This window comes from Bradyrhizobium lupini, from assembly GCF_040939785.1.
GTDB lineage: Bacteria > Pseudomonadota > Alphaproteobacteria > Rhizobiales > Xanthobacteraceae > Bradyrhizobium > Bradyrhizobium canariense_D.
This window is the reverse complement of sequence record NZ_CP162553.1, coordinates 1,737,957-1,750,669: the sequence shown is the minus strand read 5'-3', so window position 1 is coordinate 1,750,669 and position 12,713 is coordinate 1,737,957. Positions and strand designations below refer to the sequence as shown.

The following is a 12,713-nucleotide window of genomic DNA, read 5'->3' as shown; positions in this document are numbered from 1 at the left end:
TGTCGCTCTCAGCGTTGGGCCAAAGAATTGTCATGAGTTTTAGCCTGCCCGCCTTTCGCCGCAAATGGTCTTATCGCGGCTATATGTCCGTCGGCGCGGCAATGGTTACCGTCGCGCTCGGGCTCGCGGATCGGGCAGAGGCGCGCAAATATGGGTCCCCGCTGGACATCTTTGGTATTGCGGCACCACGGCCGCGCGCCACGGTTCATTCTGCCAATATCTCTGGCAGGATCCCGCTCCCAAGACCTCGCCCCGAGGAGGCCCCCAAGGGGTCGGCCAAGGCATCGGACGAGGCTCCTGCGGAGACCGAAGACAAGCCTTCCGCGGACAAACCTGGCGCCGCCCAGCCCGCCGAAGCCGCGCCGCCGCCCGAGAAGCAGGCCTCGGCGTGCCGCCTCGCGCTGACCGAGGAGATCGCGATCGCGCCTTCGATCCCGGATATCCGCGGCCCCGGCGCCTGTGGCGGCGAGGATCTGGTGCGGCTCGAGGCCATCGTGCTGCCGGACAAGCGCAAGGTGGCGGTCAAGCCGGCGGCGATCCTCCGCTGCACCATGGCATCCGCAATCGCCGATTGGGTGCGCAAGGACGTGGTGCCGCTGGCCGCGAGCCTCGGCTCGACCATCAGCGATCTCGACAATTTCGACAGCTTCGAGTGTCGTGGCCGCAACCGCGTCGTCGGCGCCATGCTGTCCGAGCACGGCAAGGCCAATGCGATCGATGTGCGCGCCATCAAGCTCGCTAACGGGCAGTCGATCGGCCTGACCGACCGCACCATGCCGCGCGAGGTGCGCGAGCGCGTGCTGCATTCGGTCTGCTCGCGCTTTTCGACCGTGCTCGGCCCCGGCTCGGATTGGTACCACGAGGACCATATCCATCTCGATCTCGCGCAGCGGCGCAACGACTACCGGATCTGCCAGTGGAACGTCTGGGATCCGCTGCCGCAGGTTGCCCCGCTGCTGCCGGCGGAACGGCCCGAGGAGGCGCCGCCGCGTGAGGTCGCGGCCAAACCCGAAGCGAAGCCCGAGGCCAAGCCCGAGACGAAGCAAGGAATTGACGACGAGGCGTCGGAGAAGTCGGCTGCCTCCCCGGACAAGCCGGCGGCCGACGGCCAAAAGCCCGGCCGCACAAGCCGGCAACAAAAAAGCGCCGGTGAGACCGGCGCTTTTGAATGTCAGAGATCAGGTACCTGATCAGTAGCTGCCCGCCTGGCCAGTTTGGCTGCCGCCGAGCGCAAGCCGTGAATTGTAGGGCGAGTCGCCATGCTTGGGCTCGAGCACCACAACGAGGGTGCCGACCTTGACGCGATCATAGAGGTCGATCGCGTCCTCGTTGGTCAGGCGGATGCAGCCCGACGAGATCGACGCGCCGATATATTCCGGCTGGTTGGTGCCGTGAATGCGGAACAATGTGTCCTTGCCGCCGGAGTAGAGATACATCGCGCGGGAGCCCATTGGATTGTCCGGACCGGGGGCGACGAAGGTGGGCACGCCCAGGCGCGAAATTTCGCCGGGGGTGGGGTGCCAGGCCGGCCACTCGGTCTTGCTGCCCACCTTGGCGATGCCCGACCAAGCCATGGCTTCTTCACCGACGGTGATGCCGTAGCGGATCGCCTTGCCGCCATCCAGAACGTAGTAGAGGTAATGGTTGTCGGAATCGACCACAATCGAGCCCGGCGATTCCTTGCGGTGGTACTCAACGATGGCGCGGCGGAACGGCTCTGCGACCGGGGTGTTCTCGTACCGAACCTTGGCAAGGAGTTCCTTGTCCTTCGGCTTGAAGGCCTTGGTGTCGGTCGCTTCAAAATGCGTGGCCTGCATGCAGCCCGACAGCATCAGGCCAGCGGCCAAAATACCCAGCGTAACTTTCAGCGACGACATGATTTGGTTCCAATCGACAACAACAAGCTTTCGTGGAGCTTGAGTAAGCCCAATTCCACGATTCCGTTGGCCCCATTATCGTTGAAATCTGCCACAATTCCAGCCTCACGACGCTTCTCCCGCGCTGCAAGACCTTACCTGTGGCTTTTCTGCCGCAAGTTTTGCGGGCCAGCGCCGGTTTTTGGGCAAAACGGTCGTAAGTGTCGATTCCGTGCCACAGCTGGGCCATGGCGTCGCCACAAATGCAAACGCTCCGTTAATGTGCTTGTCATCATCAACTTGTCAGAATCGCGCTAAGCGCTGTCAGTCTGTCGCAGGCCCCTGCTGGAGTTGTGCATGTTTTCTGTGTTCGTTCCCTTCGAGTCCTCCCTCAAGAAGGCCGTCATCGAGGATCTCGCAGCAGTCCCGGAGCATGCGGTCTGGATCGACCTGGTCAACCCCACCGCGGCCGAGGACAAAGCCGTCGAGAAGCTCTCGGGGATCGCAATCCCGACCCGGGAGGACATGCAGGAGATCGAGATCTCGAGCCGCCTCTATATGGAGAACGGCGCGCGCTACATGACCGCGACGCTGATGTGCCAATCCGATACCGATATGCCGAGGACCACGGCGGTCACGTTCATTCTGGGCGACCACCGCCTGGTAACGGTGCGCTATGACCAGCCCAAGCCCTTTGCGCTGGTCGAGGCCAAGCTGGCCCGTTCCTGCACACCGGCCATCACCGGCGAGATGGTGCTGATGGAGCTGCTCGATGCCGTGATCGACCGCTGCGCCGACATCCTGGAGCGCTGCGGCGCCGAGATCGATCAGGTCTCCCATGACATTTTCGAGCCGGAGAGCGAGCGCCACGGTCACGCCAAGCAATATTCGCAAATCCTGATCTCGATCGGCCGCAAGGGCGATCTGACCTCCAAGGTCCGCGAGAGCCTGGTCTCGATCGGCCGCGTCGTCGCCTTCCTTTCCGCGGTGGTGGAGGGCGTGAAATGGTCGAAGGACATGCGCGAGCAGCTCAAGACCATGCAGCGTGACGTCGTCTCGCTGACCGATCATGCCTCCTATCTCTCCAGCAAGATCACCTTTGTGCTCGACGCCATGCTCGGCGTCGTCAATCTCGAGCAGAACAACATCATCAAGCTGTTTTCGGTCATGGCGGTTGTCCTGATGCCGCCGACGCTAATCGCCTCGATCTACGGCATGAACTTCAAGTCGATGCCGGAACTCGAATGGGTGCACGGTTATCCGTTCGCGCTGGTGCTGATGCTGATTGCGGCGATCGTTCCGTACTGGATATTCAAGTGGAAGAAGTGGCTGTAATAGTGACCGAGACCTTACGCCGGACGCAGAGACACAGTGTCTGGTGTCGCAGAATAGAGCGGGATTGCGGCCGCACGGCGATGTGTGCTCGCCGCCCCAATTCCTCCGGTAAAATTTGAGCGGTGGGCTGAACGTTTGCGCGAAACTTGTCTGCGATAAGGAGCAGGTAAGCCGCGAGGAACAGCCATGGTTGAAAAACACATAACGACGCCCCCCAACGTCATCGATCTGGCGAGCTATCGCCACGTCGCGACGAGCGGCAAGGCGTCGTCGATGTCGGCGCGCATGTGCCGGCACTGTGGTGCTCCGCTGCTCGACGGCGAGAACGACGACGATTGCTCGACTGCAATCAGCACGGCCGCTCCGCAGCCACGCGAGAGGTCACGTCGGATTCGACTCGATTGAGGAACGGAAAGCTAAGGGCGATCCAGGTCTTGCGGCGGCGTTGTCTGGATCGCCTTGCTTCTCCGGCGTAATTTCCAGCATCATCATTGCGAGGAGCTCGCGACAAAATTGCGAAGCAATTTTGCACTGAAGCGACGAGGCAATCCAGACTGTCCTCACCGAGGCAGTCTGGATTGCTTCGCTTGCGCTTGCAATGACGCGGTAGCCTACACGTGCTGGCCGCCGTTGATGTGGATCTCGGCGCCGTTGACGTAAGAACTGGTGTCCGTGCACAGCACGTAGATGATCTTGGCGACCTCGTCCGGTGTGCCGAGCCGGTGCATCGGGATCTGCTGGTCGACGATCTTCTCGGTGCCCGGCGACAGGATCGAGGTGTCGATCTCGCCCGGCGCGATCGCGTTGACGCGCACGCCGACGCGGCCGAAGTCGGAGGCCATTTCGCGCGTCAGGGACGCCAGCGCGGCCTTCGAGGTGGCGTAGGCCGCGCCCGCGAAGGGATGCACGCGCGAGCCCGCGATCGAGGTGACGTTCACGACAGAGCCCTTGGCCGCCTTCAATTCCTCGATCAGCCCGCGCGCCATCATGATCGGCGCGAAGAAGTTGACATTGAACACGTGCGTCCAGGTGTCGAGGTCGGTGTCGATCGAGCCGAGCCTGGAGCCGCCGGCCCCCTTCGGCGAGATCGCGGCGTTGTTGACCAGCGCATGCAGCATGCCGCCTTCGAGACGGTCGCGGATGTCGGAGATCGCGCGCGTGGTATCTGCGGGGGTGGCGAGGTCGACCTGGATATGGTCCTCAGGGCCCGCGTCCCAGGGACAATCCTCCGGGAACGGATGCCGCGAGCAGGTGATCACGCGCCAGCCGGCCGAGGAGAAACGGATCACGGTGGCATGGCCGATGCCGCGGCTCGCCCCGGTCAGGAGCAGCGTACGGCGCGGCGCATTGGACGACTGCGGCATGGACATCTTTCAGGCTGGAGCATGATCCGGACCCGGAGGGCCGCGTTAGCGCAAACTGTGCAGCGGTTTTCCGAAGGGATCATTCTCGAACAAAGTTCTAGGGATACATTCGCGTCTTGGACCATTTCTGGCCGGCCGCGTCACGGCGAAATTCAATGCGGTCGTGCAGGCGGAACGGGCGGTCGTGCCAGAACTCGATACGCGACGGTGTTATACGCCAGCCGCTCCAGCCCGGCGGACGCGGCACCTTGCCGATCATGTGCTTGGCGGCGACCTTGGCGATCGCCTGCTCGAAAGCGAAGCGGCTCTCGAGCTCCTGCGACTGCTTGCTCGCCCAGGCGCCGATCTGCGCCTGCTTGGGACGGGTGGCGAAATAGGCGTCGGCTTCGGCCTCGGTCACCGGCGTCACGTTGCCGCGGATGCGGACCTGACGGCGCAGCGACTTCCAGTGAAAAAGTAACGCCGCCTTAGGATTTGCGGCGAGTTCGCGGCCCTTCTGGCTGGCGATGTGGCTGTAGAAGACGAAACCATCGGTATCGAAGCCCTTCATCAGCACCATGCGCACGTCCGGCAGGCCGTCGGGATCGACGGTCGCGAGCGCCATGGCGTTCGGATCGTTCGGCTCGCTCTTGATGGCTTCGTTCAGCCAGGCCTCGAACAGCGCAAACGGCTCGTCGGCGGCGGTGAAATCACCGGATGTTAAGGGTGTCTGGTGTTTCATCGAGGTCGTGTCGGTCATGTCTGGGGTCCGAGTTGCGTCCTGCGGTCCAAAACGCGTTGTTGTCTGCTACCGCCCTATATAGGGTATGGGGACGCGTTGGCCTATCGGCGATCCGGCCGTCCGGCTTCGTCATGACGATCATTCTGATCGGACTCGGCACCGGCGGTTGCAGCTTTTCCCGCAACGACAAGAGTGCCTACGCCAAGGCCGATGACAGCGACCTTACCGGCTCGATCGCAATGCCGGCCAGGGTGGCGGCACCGACAGAGACCGATCTCGCCTTTGCCCGCAACGCCGCCTCCGACGTGCTCAGCAAGAACGATAAGGATTCCAGCCAGCATTGGGAGAATCCGGAAACCGGGGCGCGCGGTTCGGTCACGCCGATCGCGCAATCCTATGCCGCCGAGGACGGCCGCAAGTGCCGCGACTTCCTGGCGAGCTACGTCAATGGCAGCACCGAAAGCTGGCTCCAGGGCGCGGGCTGCCAAAGCAGCCGTGGCAGTTGGGAGATTCATACGCTAAAGCCGTGGCGGAGCTAGGAATCGCTTCACCAGGCTAGTTGCAAAAATACCACTCGCCCCCCACATGAGGCTCAGTTGGGGCGGGGAGCCCTTTGAACAATTCGATTTCTTGAAGGAGACGTGACGGATGCGCGACCCCTATGAGGTCTTGGGGGTGCCGCGGAGCGCCAACGCTGCCGCGATCAAGAGCGCCTATCGCAAGCTTGCCAAGAAGCACCATCCCGACAGCAACAAGAACGACCCGAAGGCGGCCGAGCGCTTCGCTGAGCTCAATACGGCCAATGAGATCCTCGGCGACGAGGACAAGCGCAAGCAATTCGACCGCGGCGAGATCGACGCCGACGGCAAGCCGCGCTTCCAGGGTTTTCCGGGCGGCGGCGGTGGGCCGCGCGGGCGCGCGGGTCCCGGCGGGTTCGAGAGCTATACGTTCCGCGGTGGCGGCGCGGGCCCTGGTCCGGGCGGCGGCGCGTTCGAGGACATCCTCAACAGCATGTTCGGAGGAGGGCCGCGTCCGCGCCCAGGGGCCGGCGGCGGTGCCCAGTTCGAATTCGACACCGGCGGGATCGGGCTCGATCTCGACGTCAATGTCGCCATGACCGTCTCGCTGGAGGAGGCGGTGAAGGGCGGCGAGAAGCGCGTCCGGCTGCCGAACGGCAAGGAGCTCAACGTCAAGATTCCGGCCGGCGTGACCGAAGGCCAGCAGATCCGGTTGCGGGGGCAGGGCGAGAGCGCTCAGGGCCACCCGCCGGGCGATCTCCTGATCACGATCGGCATCGCGCAGCATCCGTTCTTCAAGATCGAGGGCGCCGATCTCAGGATCGACCTGCCGGTCACGCTCTACGAGGCGGTGCTTGGCGGCAAGGTCCGCGTGCCCACCCTCGGCAATGCCGTAGAGCTTTCGGTTCCGCAAAACACCTCCAGCGGCCGGACCTTCCGCCTCAAGGGCAAAGGATTGCCAAAAACTGGTGGAACCGGGGATCTCTTCGTCACCGTCAGGATTATGCTACCGGACGGGAACGACGCCGAGCTTGAAGCATTGATGGAAAAGTGGCGGGAGCAGCGCCCCTACAATCCACGTAGCGGGCTTGGCTAAGTGTGATCCGGAAAGTGTGAGGGGTTCTCCTAAAGACTGAGAGCGTCGTGCATCGAGATGATGCTCATCATATGCCCGAGGCGTGGTAGCCCTTCTTGGCTCACGTGCTCGACGTGTCGGCTGTCCGGCGGGGCAGCCGATAAAAAGGTGCGGCCTCGAGAGGGGGACCAGCGCGGTACCAAAAACCCCAATCGAGGCCGCCCGCGTCGATCGGCGGATCGAACGCTGCTCATTTTCGCGTGATCATCCGGTGCGATAATGAGACGCGCCGATGTCTTCATTCCAAATTTTCAATGTCGGAATCGAGGCACCGCGTTTGCGTGGTTGTCTAGGTGCCGCTTTTCTCTGCTTGGTCGTAGACCGCCTGCGCCACTTTGGTCAGCCGGTCCCGGTCGCCGCCACCGCTGACGACGTAGCCGACACCGCGCTCCGACCAGAACAGCGCCCCGTCCTTGTCCGTTCTGGCATACCGCATCTGCGTCGCGCCATTCTCGGTCTTGGCGGTGTAGATCGTGTACCGCTCGCCCGAGGCGCCCTCATACATCAGGAACGACGCCGGGCCGTTCGGCCCCGGCAAGAGCCGGCCGCCGACGAGCTTTAGTCCACTCGCCTCCAGGTTCGGAGCAAACACGGTCCAGCCGCAGCGTCTGGTCAGCCAGGCCTGGAGGTGGTCGCGCTCGTTGCCGCCGACCTCGACGGGATGGCGAACCTCGACGACATAGAGGCGGTGGGCGTCGAGTGCGTCGGTCGTAAAGCTCTGGAAAGTCGAGGGCGCGTTGGCGGCACCGTGCGCCAGCCAGCCGGCGGTGCCGCCGGCCATGAAGGCCACCAGCACAGCCGCGGCGGCGCCATAGAGCCAGTGCCGCGGGCGGCGCTCCAGCCGTTCGAGCTCGAGCCGCGCCGGCACCGGCTCCTGGGCGACGGAATCGTAGCGGGCGTGCAGCATCTCGGCCATGGCGCGCCAGGACTGCACGCGCTCGCCATCCTCGGGCTGCGCGGCAAGCCAGGCCTCGACATCGGCGCGGCGCTCGGCCGGCAGCTCGCCGTCAACATAGGCGTGCAGTTCGTCCTCGGTCACTGGGATCTTGCGGTCGTTCATATCGATCGTCTCTGGCTCTGCGGCCCAAAATGTTCTTCGTGGTTCAACTGCGCCGCTTTCCGCGCCATGCAGGAGAAACGACCGGCGCGATGCATCAATCCTGCCATCATTTCACCCGCCTGAGCGCCGGGCGCTCGCCCTCCAGCGAGGCTTTGACGTGGGCGCGGGCGCGTGCCAGGCGCGACATCACTGTGCCGATCGGCACGCCCTGGATGTCGGCGACCTCGCGGTAGCTCATGCCCTCCAGCATCACCAGGAGCAGCACCGAGCGTTGCTCCTCGACGAGCGTCGCCAGCGCCCTCTCGATATCGCGCCCTTCGGCTTCGGTCCCGCTGGCATCCGGGTTGTTCTCCGTCAGCTGCATGAATTGCGGCCGTCGTGCCAGCGAACGCCGCCGGTTCTTGTTGAGGTTGGTCAGGATCGTATAGAGCCAGCTCCTGACGTCGCCTCCGAGGAACAGACGCTCCGAACGCAGCGCCCGCACCAGCGTATCCTGCACCAGATCGTCGGCCGCATCCGCCTCGCGCGTGAGCGCGCGGGCGTAGCGGCGCAACGCCGGGATCATGGCTTCAACACTCTGGCGAAACGCACTCATTGCGGTCTTGACGTCCTGATGTCGGCGCGAGCGCCACAACGATCATAACACCCGAGCGGAACGGCTATTCCGGCGCTTGAAACAGCGTTAACGCCGCGTATTAGGACTGTACCGCAACGGAGGGCTGGTGTACCTCCAAACCTCACCGGGAGCTCGACGGGACGTTAGCAAAATGGCGCAGAATTCAGGTCTGATGCAGGGCAAGCGGGGCGTGGTCCTCGGCGTTGCCAACAACCGCTCGATCGCCTGGGGCATTGCCAAGGCATGCCACGCGGCCGGCGCGGAGCTTGCCTTCACCTATCAGGGCGATGCGCTGAAGAAGCGCGTCGAGCCGCTCGCCGCCGAGATCGGCGGGCTCGTGCTCGGCCATTGCGACGTCACCGATGCTGCGACCATCGATGCGGCCTTCGCGGTGCTGAAGGAGAAGTGGGGCAAGATCGACTTTCTGGTGCATGCGATCGCCTATGGCGAGCAACTCGACGGCCGCTACGTCGACACCACGCAGGAGAATTTTTCGAAATCCCTGCTGATCTCCTGCTATTCGTTCACGGCGGTGGCGCAGCGCGCCGAGAAGCTGATGACCGACGGTGGCTCGCTCATCACGCTCAGCTATTACGGCGCCGAGAAGTGGATGCCGCATTACAACGTCATGGGCGTCGCGAAAGCGGCGCTCGAAGCGAGCGTGCGTTATCTCGCCGTCGATCTCGGTGAGAAGAATATCCGCGTCAACGCGATCTCCGCGGGGCCGATCAAGACCCTCGCGGCGTCCGGCATCGGCGATTTCAGATATATCCTGAAGTGGAACGAGGCCAACGCACCGCTGCGGCGCAACGTCTCCACGGAAGACGTCGGCGGCAGCGCGCTGTATTTCCTCTCCGACCTCTCGCGCGGCGTCACCGGCGAGGTGCACCACGTCGATTCCGGCTATCACGTGCTCGGCATGAAGCGCCCGGACGCGCCGGACATTTCGTTCGGCGGGAAGGACTAACTTTTCACCCAGCAATGCCCGTCCCCACGATCTATTACCTTCGCCACGGCGAGACCGAGTGGAATGCGCTCGGGAGGCTTCAGGGCATCAAGGACATTCCGCTGAACGCACGCGGTCGCGGTCAGGCGGTGCAGGCCGGCGGCATTCTCGCCGATCTCTTCAAGCGCGAGGACCGCGACAAGGCCGCATTACCCTACGTGTCGAGTCCGCTTGGCCGCGCACGAGAGACCATGGAACTGGCGCGGAGCAAGCTCGAACTGCCGACTGCGGGCTATACGCTCGACGATCGCCTGCGTGAGATCGGCTACGGCACCTGGGAGGGACTGACGCTGGCCGAGAGCGAGGCCTCCGATCCCGACATCTACGCCCGGCGCCTCGCCGACAAATGGACGGTGGGCCCCGCGGGCGGAGAGACCTACGCCGATGTGCAGGTCCGCGTGCGCGCTTGGTACGACCAACTCCGGACCGACACCGTCGCGGTCGCCCATGGTGGGACCTGCCGGGCCCTGATGGTTTCACTCGGCCTGGAGACGCCGGCGAGCGCCGCCGAACTTTATATCGAGCAGGGCGCCGTCTACGTGTTCCGCGACGGGCGGTTGGAGAAGTTTAGTTAAGCCGGTTCGCTTGCGCGTCCTGCGCCGTCATGCCCGGGGCGCCCTTTTGCGCTTGTGGGCCAAGAACGTGGATGGCGGGACAAGCCCGGCCATGACGACCGTGTAGGCATTTGACCCCAATTTCAGGGCGAGTTAAGTCAGCACTGACTTACGAGCTAGATACGGATGTCCTTCAACACCTTCGGCCACATGTTCCGCGTCACGACCTTCGGCGAGAGCCATGGGGTGGCGATCGGCTGCGTGGTCGACGGCTGCCCGCCCATGATCCCGCTCGTCGAGGCCGACATCCAGGGTGATCTTGATCGCCGCCGACCCGGCCAGTCGCGCTTCACGACCCAGCGTCAGGAGCCGGACCAGGTCAAGATCCTCTCCGGCGTGATGGCGCATCCGGAGACCGGCGTGCAGGTGACGACGGGCACGCCGATCGGGCTCCTGATCGAGAACACCGACCAGCGCTCAAAAGACTATTCCGAGATCAAGGACAAGTTTCGGCCTGGCCACGCTGACTTTACCTATGAAGCGAAGTACGGCCTGCGCGACTATCGCGGCGGCGGCCGCTCCTCGGCGCGCGAGACCGCGACGCGCGTCGCCGCCGGCGCGATCGCTCGAAAGGTGCTGCCCGATGTGAAGGTGCGCGGCGCGCTGGTGCAGATGGGGCCACACAAGATCGACCGCGCGAAATGGGACTGGGACGAGATCGCGAAAAACCCGTTCTTCTGTCCGGACAAGGACAAGGCCGCGTTCTTCGAGACCTATCTCGACGGCATCCGCAAGAGCGGCTCCTCGATCGGCGCGGTGATCGAGGTCGTCGCCGAAGGTGTGCCGGCTGGCCTTGGCGCCCCGATCTACGCCAAGCTCGATGCCGAGCTCGCCGCCGCAATGATGAGCATCAATGCGGTGAAGGGCGTCGAGATCGGCGCCGGCTTCGGCGCGGCCGAACTCACCGGGGAAGAGAATGCCGACGAGATGCGCACGGGCAATGACGGCACGCGTTTTCTGTCCAACCACGCTGGTGGCGTGCTGGGCGGCATCTCCACGGGGCAGCCGGTGGTGGTGCGTTTCGCCGTCAAGCCGACCTCGTCGATCCTGCAGCCGCGTCTCACCGTCGATCGCAACGGCGCCGACACCGAGATCATGACCAAGGGCCGCCACGATCCCTGCGTCGGCATCCGCGCCGTCCCCGTCGGCGAAGCCATGATGGCCTGCGTGTTGGCGGATCATTTCCTGCGCGACCGCGGCCAGGTCGGGCGCTAGCGTTCCGCAGGGCGCTTGTATCGCGCCACTAGTCCACCGCGCAGCTTGACGATCCCACAACTTCGTCCGCAAATGCGCGCATGGAAAGCTCCGAGCTCCAACGTATCACCAACTGGCTGATCGACGGCGCCTGGTCGTCGAAGGCCCCGGCCGAGATGACGGCCGAAGCCTGCGAACGGATGGTTGCAGCCGGTCTGCCGCTATGGCGGTTCGGCATCTTCATCCGCACGCTGCATCCCGAAATTTTCGGTCGCAACTTCATCTGGCGGGAAGGCGAGGAGGTCGAGATCGGCACGGTCGATTTCGAGATCCTGGAGACGCCGGAATTCGCCAGAAGTCCGCTGCGGGTCGTGTTCGAGCAGGGACTTGAGGTGCGGGGACGCATGGACGATCCCGGCAGCAAGCATTTCCCTTTTTTCGACGATATGCGTGCCGAAGGCGTAACCGACTACGTCGCGACGCCAATGCAGTTTCTCGACGGCTCGGTCCACGCGACGAGCTGGACAACGCGCCATCCAGGCGGCTTCACCGATGAACACATCGCGGCGATTCACACCATCGTCAAGCCGCTCGCGCGCATCACCGAGATCATCAGCCTGCGCCGCACCGCCGAGATGCTGCTCGACACCTATGTCGGCAATCGTGCCGGCGCGCGCATCCTTGGCGGTCAGATCCGCCGCGGCCACAACGACACCATGCAGGCTGCGATCTGGCTCTCCGATCTGCGCGGCTTCACGGCGCTGTCGGACCGGCTGCCGGCCGAGACCGTGGTCGAGATCCTCAACCATTATTTCGACTGCCAGGTTGCCGCGATCCGCGGCCATGGCGGCGAGGTGCTGAAATTCATGGGCGACGGCCTGCTCGCGGTATTCCCGATCGACGAATATGTCGGCGATGCCGCGCATGTCTGCACGCGGGTGCTGGAGGCAGCGCGCGAATCTCGCGCCAGTGTCGAGGCGCTCGCATATCCTGTCGGCGACGTCGTCGAGCGCTTCCGCTTCGGCGTGGCGCTCCACGTCGGCAACATCCTCTACGGCAATATTGGCGGCGGCAACCGCCTCGACTTCACCTGCATTGGCCCCGCGGTCAATCTTGCTGCGCGGCTGGAGAAGATCACGGGTCGCCTGGGGCGGACCGTCGTGGCCTCAGAAGGCTTCGCCAATGTCTGCCACCACGACTGGCACGAGCTCGGCGAATTCCCGATCGCGGGCTTTTCCAAGGCGCAGCGCGTGTACGGGCTGACGGAGGAGACGCCGGTGGTGATGGCCTGAGG

General features: G+C 64.1%; 13 protein-coding genes and 1 pseudogene. 9 read left to right on the top strand and 5 right to left on the bottom strand.

Translation table 11 applies throughout. The features are described from left to right. Nucleotides 1-32: 32 nt before the first annotated feature. Nucleotides 33-1,153 (top strand): annotated as a pseudogene (locus AB3L03_RS08530) (extensin family protein). 37 nt (nt 1,154-1,190) lie between these two features. Here AB3L03_RS08530 and AB3L03_RS08525 read toward each other — a convergent pair. After that, nucleotides 1,191-1,877 carry a L,D-transpeptidase gene (locus tag AB3L03_RS08525; protein ID WP_018456233.1) on the bottom strand — a complete coding sequence of 229 codons (687 nt, stop codon included), beginning with the start codon at nt 1,875-1,877 and terminating at the stop codon, nt 1,191-1,193. A gap of 336 nt (nt 1,878-2,213) precedes the next feature. Here AB3L03_RS08525 and AB3L03_RS08520 point away from each other — a divergent pair, with 336 nt between their 5' ends. Together AB3L03_RS08520 and AB3L03_RS08515 are read left to right on the top strand one after the other, a co-directional pair. Continuing rightward, on the top strand, nt 2,214-3,191 hold the full coding sequence (locus tag AB3L03_RS08520) for a magnesium transporter CorA family protein (RefSeq protein ID WP_018456234.1): 978 nt from the start codon (nt 2,214-2,216) through the stop codon (nt 3,189-3,191). Nucleotides 3,192-3,377: 186 nt separating this feature from the next. Next, nucleotides 3,378-3,596 carry a hypothetical protein gene (locus AB3L03_RS08515; RefSeq protein WP_026233114.1) on the top strand — a complete coding sequence of 73 codons (219 nt, stop codon included), beginning with the start codon at nt 3,378-3,380 and terminating at the stop codon, nt 3,594-3,596. 206 nt (nt 3,597-3,802) lie between these two features. Here the strand turns inward: AB3L03_RS08515 and AB3L03_RS08510 are convergent, their stop codons facing one another. Together AB3L03_RS08510 and pdxH are read right to left on the bottom strand one after the other, a co-directional pair. Beyond that, nucleotides 3,803-4,555 carry an SDR family NAD(P)-dependent oxidoreductase gene (locus AB3L03_RS08510; protein ID WP_026233115.1) on the bottom strand — a complete coding sequence of 251 codons (753 nt, stop codon included), beginning with the start codon at nt 4,553-4,555 and terminating at the stop codon, nt 3,803-3,805. A gap of 97 nt (nt 4,556-4,652) precedes the next feature. Then, entirely contained in the window at nt 4,653-5,294 is a 642-nt protein-coding gene (gene pdxH, locus AB3L03_RS08505) for a pyridoxamine 5'-phosphate oxidase (protein ID WP_018456236.1), read from the bottom strand. A gap of 113 nt (nt 5,295-5,407) precedes the next feature. Here pdxH and AB3L03_RS08500 point away from each other — a divergent pair, with 113 nt between their 5' ends. Beyond that, entirely contained in the window at nt 5,408-5,815 is a 408-nt protein-coding gene (locus AB3L03_RS08500) for an RT0821/Lpp0805 family surface protein (RefSeq protein ID WP_018456237.1), read from the top strand. A 109-nt stretch (nt 5,816-5,924) separates the two neighbouring features. Beyond that, complete coding sequence (locus AB3L03_RS08495) at nt 5,925-6,890, top strand: DnaJ C-terminal domain-containing protein (protein WP_018456238.1); 966 nt, start codon at nt 5,925-5,927, stop codon at nt 6,888-6,890. A gap of 328 nt (nt 6,891-7,218) precedes the next feature. Here AB3L03_RS08495 and AB3L03_RS08490 read toward each other — a convergent pair whose 3' ends face one another. Together AB3L03_RS08490 and AB3L03_RS08485 are read right to left on the bottom strand one after the other, a co-directional pair. Beyond that, nucleotides 7,219-7,989 carry an anti-sigma factor gene (locus AB3L03_RS08490; protein ID WP_085352549.1) on the bottom strand — a complete coding sequence of 257 codons (771 nt, stop codon included), beginning with the start codon at nt 7,987-7,989 and terminating at the stop codon, nt 7,219-7,221. A gap of 106 nt (nt 7,990-8,095) precedes the next feature. Further along, nucleotides 8,096-8,584 carry a sigma-70 family RNA polymerase sigma factor gene (locus AB3L03_RS08485; RefSeq protein ID WP_007594679.1) on the bottom strand — a complete coding sequence of 163 codons (489 nt, stop codon included), beginning with the start codon at nt 8,582-8,584 and terminating at the stop codon, nt 8,096-8,098. A gap of 172 nt (nt 8,585-8,756) precedes the next feature. On the opposite strand from AB3L03_RS08485, the gene fabI reads away from it, so the two are divergent. The 4 genes from fabI to AB3L03_RS08465 all read left to right on the top strand — a co-directional run bounded on the left by fabI (nt 8,757) and on the right by AB3L03_RS08465 (nt 12,711). After that, nucleotides 8,757-9,572, top strand: a complete 816-nt coding sequence (fabI, locus tag AB3L03_RS08480) for an enoyl-ACP reductase FabI (RefSeq protein ID WP_204513889.1) — start codon at nt 8,757-8,759, stop codon at nt 9,570-9,572. Nucleotides 9,573-9,586: 14 nt separating this feature from the next. After that, nucleotides 9,587-10,186, top strand: a complete 600-nt coding sequence (locus AB3L03_RS08475; protein WP_204513890.1) for a histidine phosphatase family protein — start codon at nt 9,587-9,589, stop codon at nt 10,184-10,186. Between the two features lie 165 nt (nt 10,187-10,351). Beyond that, on the top strand, nt 10,352-11,440 hold the full coding sequence (aroC, locus tag AB3L03_RS08470) for a chorismate synthase (protein ID WP_018456243.1): 1,089 nt from the start codon (nt 10,352-10,354) through the stop codon (nt 11,438-11,440). Nucleotides 11,441-11,520: 80 nt separating this feature from the next. Then, nucleotides 11,521-12,711 carry an adenylate/guanylate cyclase domain-containing protein gene (locus AB3L03_RS08465; protein ID WP_204513891.1) on the top strand — a complete coding sequence of 397 codons (1,191 nt, stop codon included), beginning with the start codon at nt 11,521-11,523 and terminating at the stop codon, nt 12,709-12,711. The last annotated feature ends 2 nt before the right edge of the window (nt 12,712-12,713 follow it).

Coding starts and splice junctions, on each gene's coding strand:
- AB3L03_RS08525 (WP_018456233.1), bottom strand. CDS start 1,877: ATGTCGTCGCTGAAAGTTACGCTGGGTATTTTGGCCGCTGGCCTGATG.
- AB3L03_RS08520 (WP_018456234.1), top strand. CDS start 2,214: ATGTTTTCTGTGTTCGTTCCCTTCGAGTCCTCCCTCAAGAAGGCCGTC.
- AB3L03_RS08515 (WP_026233114.1), top strand. CDS start 3,378: ATGGTTGAAAAACACATAACGACGCCCCCCAACGTCATCGATCTGGCG.
- AB3L03_RS08510 (WP_026233115.1), bottom strand. CDS start 4,555: ATGCCGCAGTCGTCCAATGCGCCGCGCCGTACGCTGCTCCTGACCGGG.
- pdxH (WP_018456236.1), bottom strand. CDS start 5,294: ATGACCGACACGACCTCGATGAAACACCAGACACCCTTAACATCCGGT.
- AB3L03_RS08500 (WP_018456237.1), top strand. CDS start 5,408: ATGACGATCATTCTGATCGGACTCGGCACCGGCGGTTGCAGCTTTTCC.
- AB3L03_RS08495 (WP_018456238.1), top strand. CDS start 5,925: ATGCGCGACCCCTATGAGGTCTTGGGGGTGCCGCGGAGCGCCAACGCT.
- AB3L03_RS08490 (WP_085352549.1), bottom strand. CDS start 7,989: ATGAACGACCGCAAGATCCCAGTGACCGAGGACGAACTGCACGCCTAT.
- AB3L03_RS08485 (WP_007594679.1), bottom strand. CDS start 8,584: ATGAGTGCGTTTCGCCAGAGTGTTGAAGCCATGATCCCGGCGTTGCGC.
- fabI (WP_204513889.1), top strand. CDS start 8,757: ATGGCGCAGAATTCAGGTCTGATGCAGGGCAAGCGGGGCGTGGTCCTC.
- AB3L03_RS08475 (WP_204513890.1), top strand. CDS start 9,587: ATGCCCGTCCCCACGATCTATTACCTTCGCCACGGCGAGACCGAGTGG.
- aroC (WP_018456243.1), top strand. CDS start 10,352: ATGTCCTTCAACACCTTCGGCCACATGTTCCGCGTCACGACCTTCGGC.
- AB3L03_RS08465 (WP_204513891.1), top strand. CDS start 11,521: ATGGAAAGCTCCGAGCTCCAACGTATCACCAACTGGCTGATCGACGGC.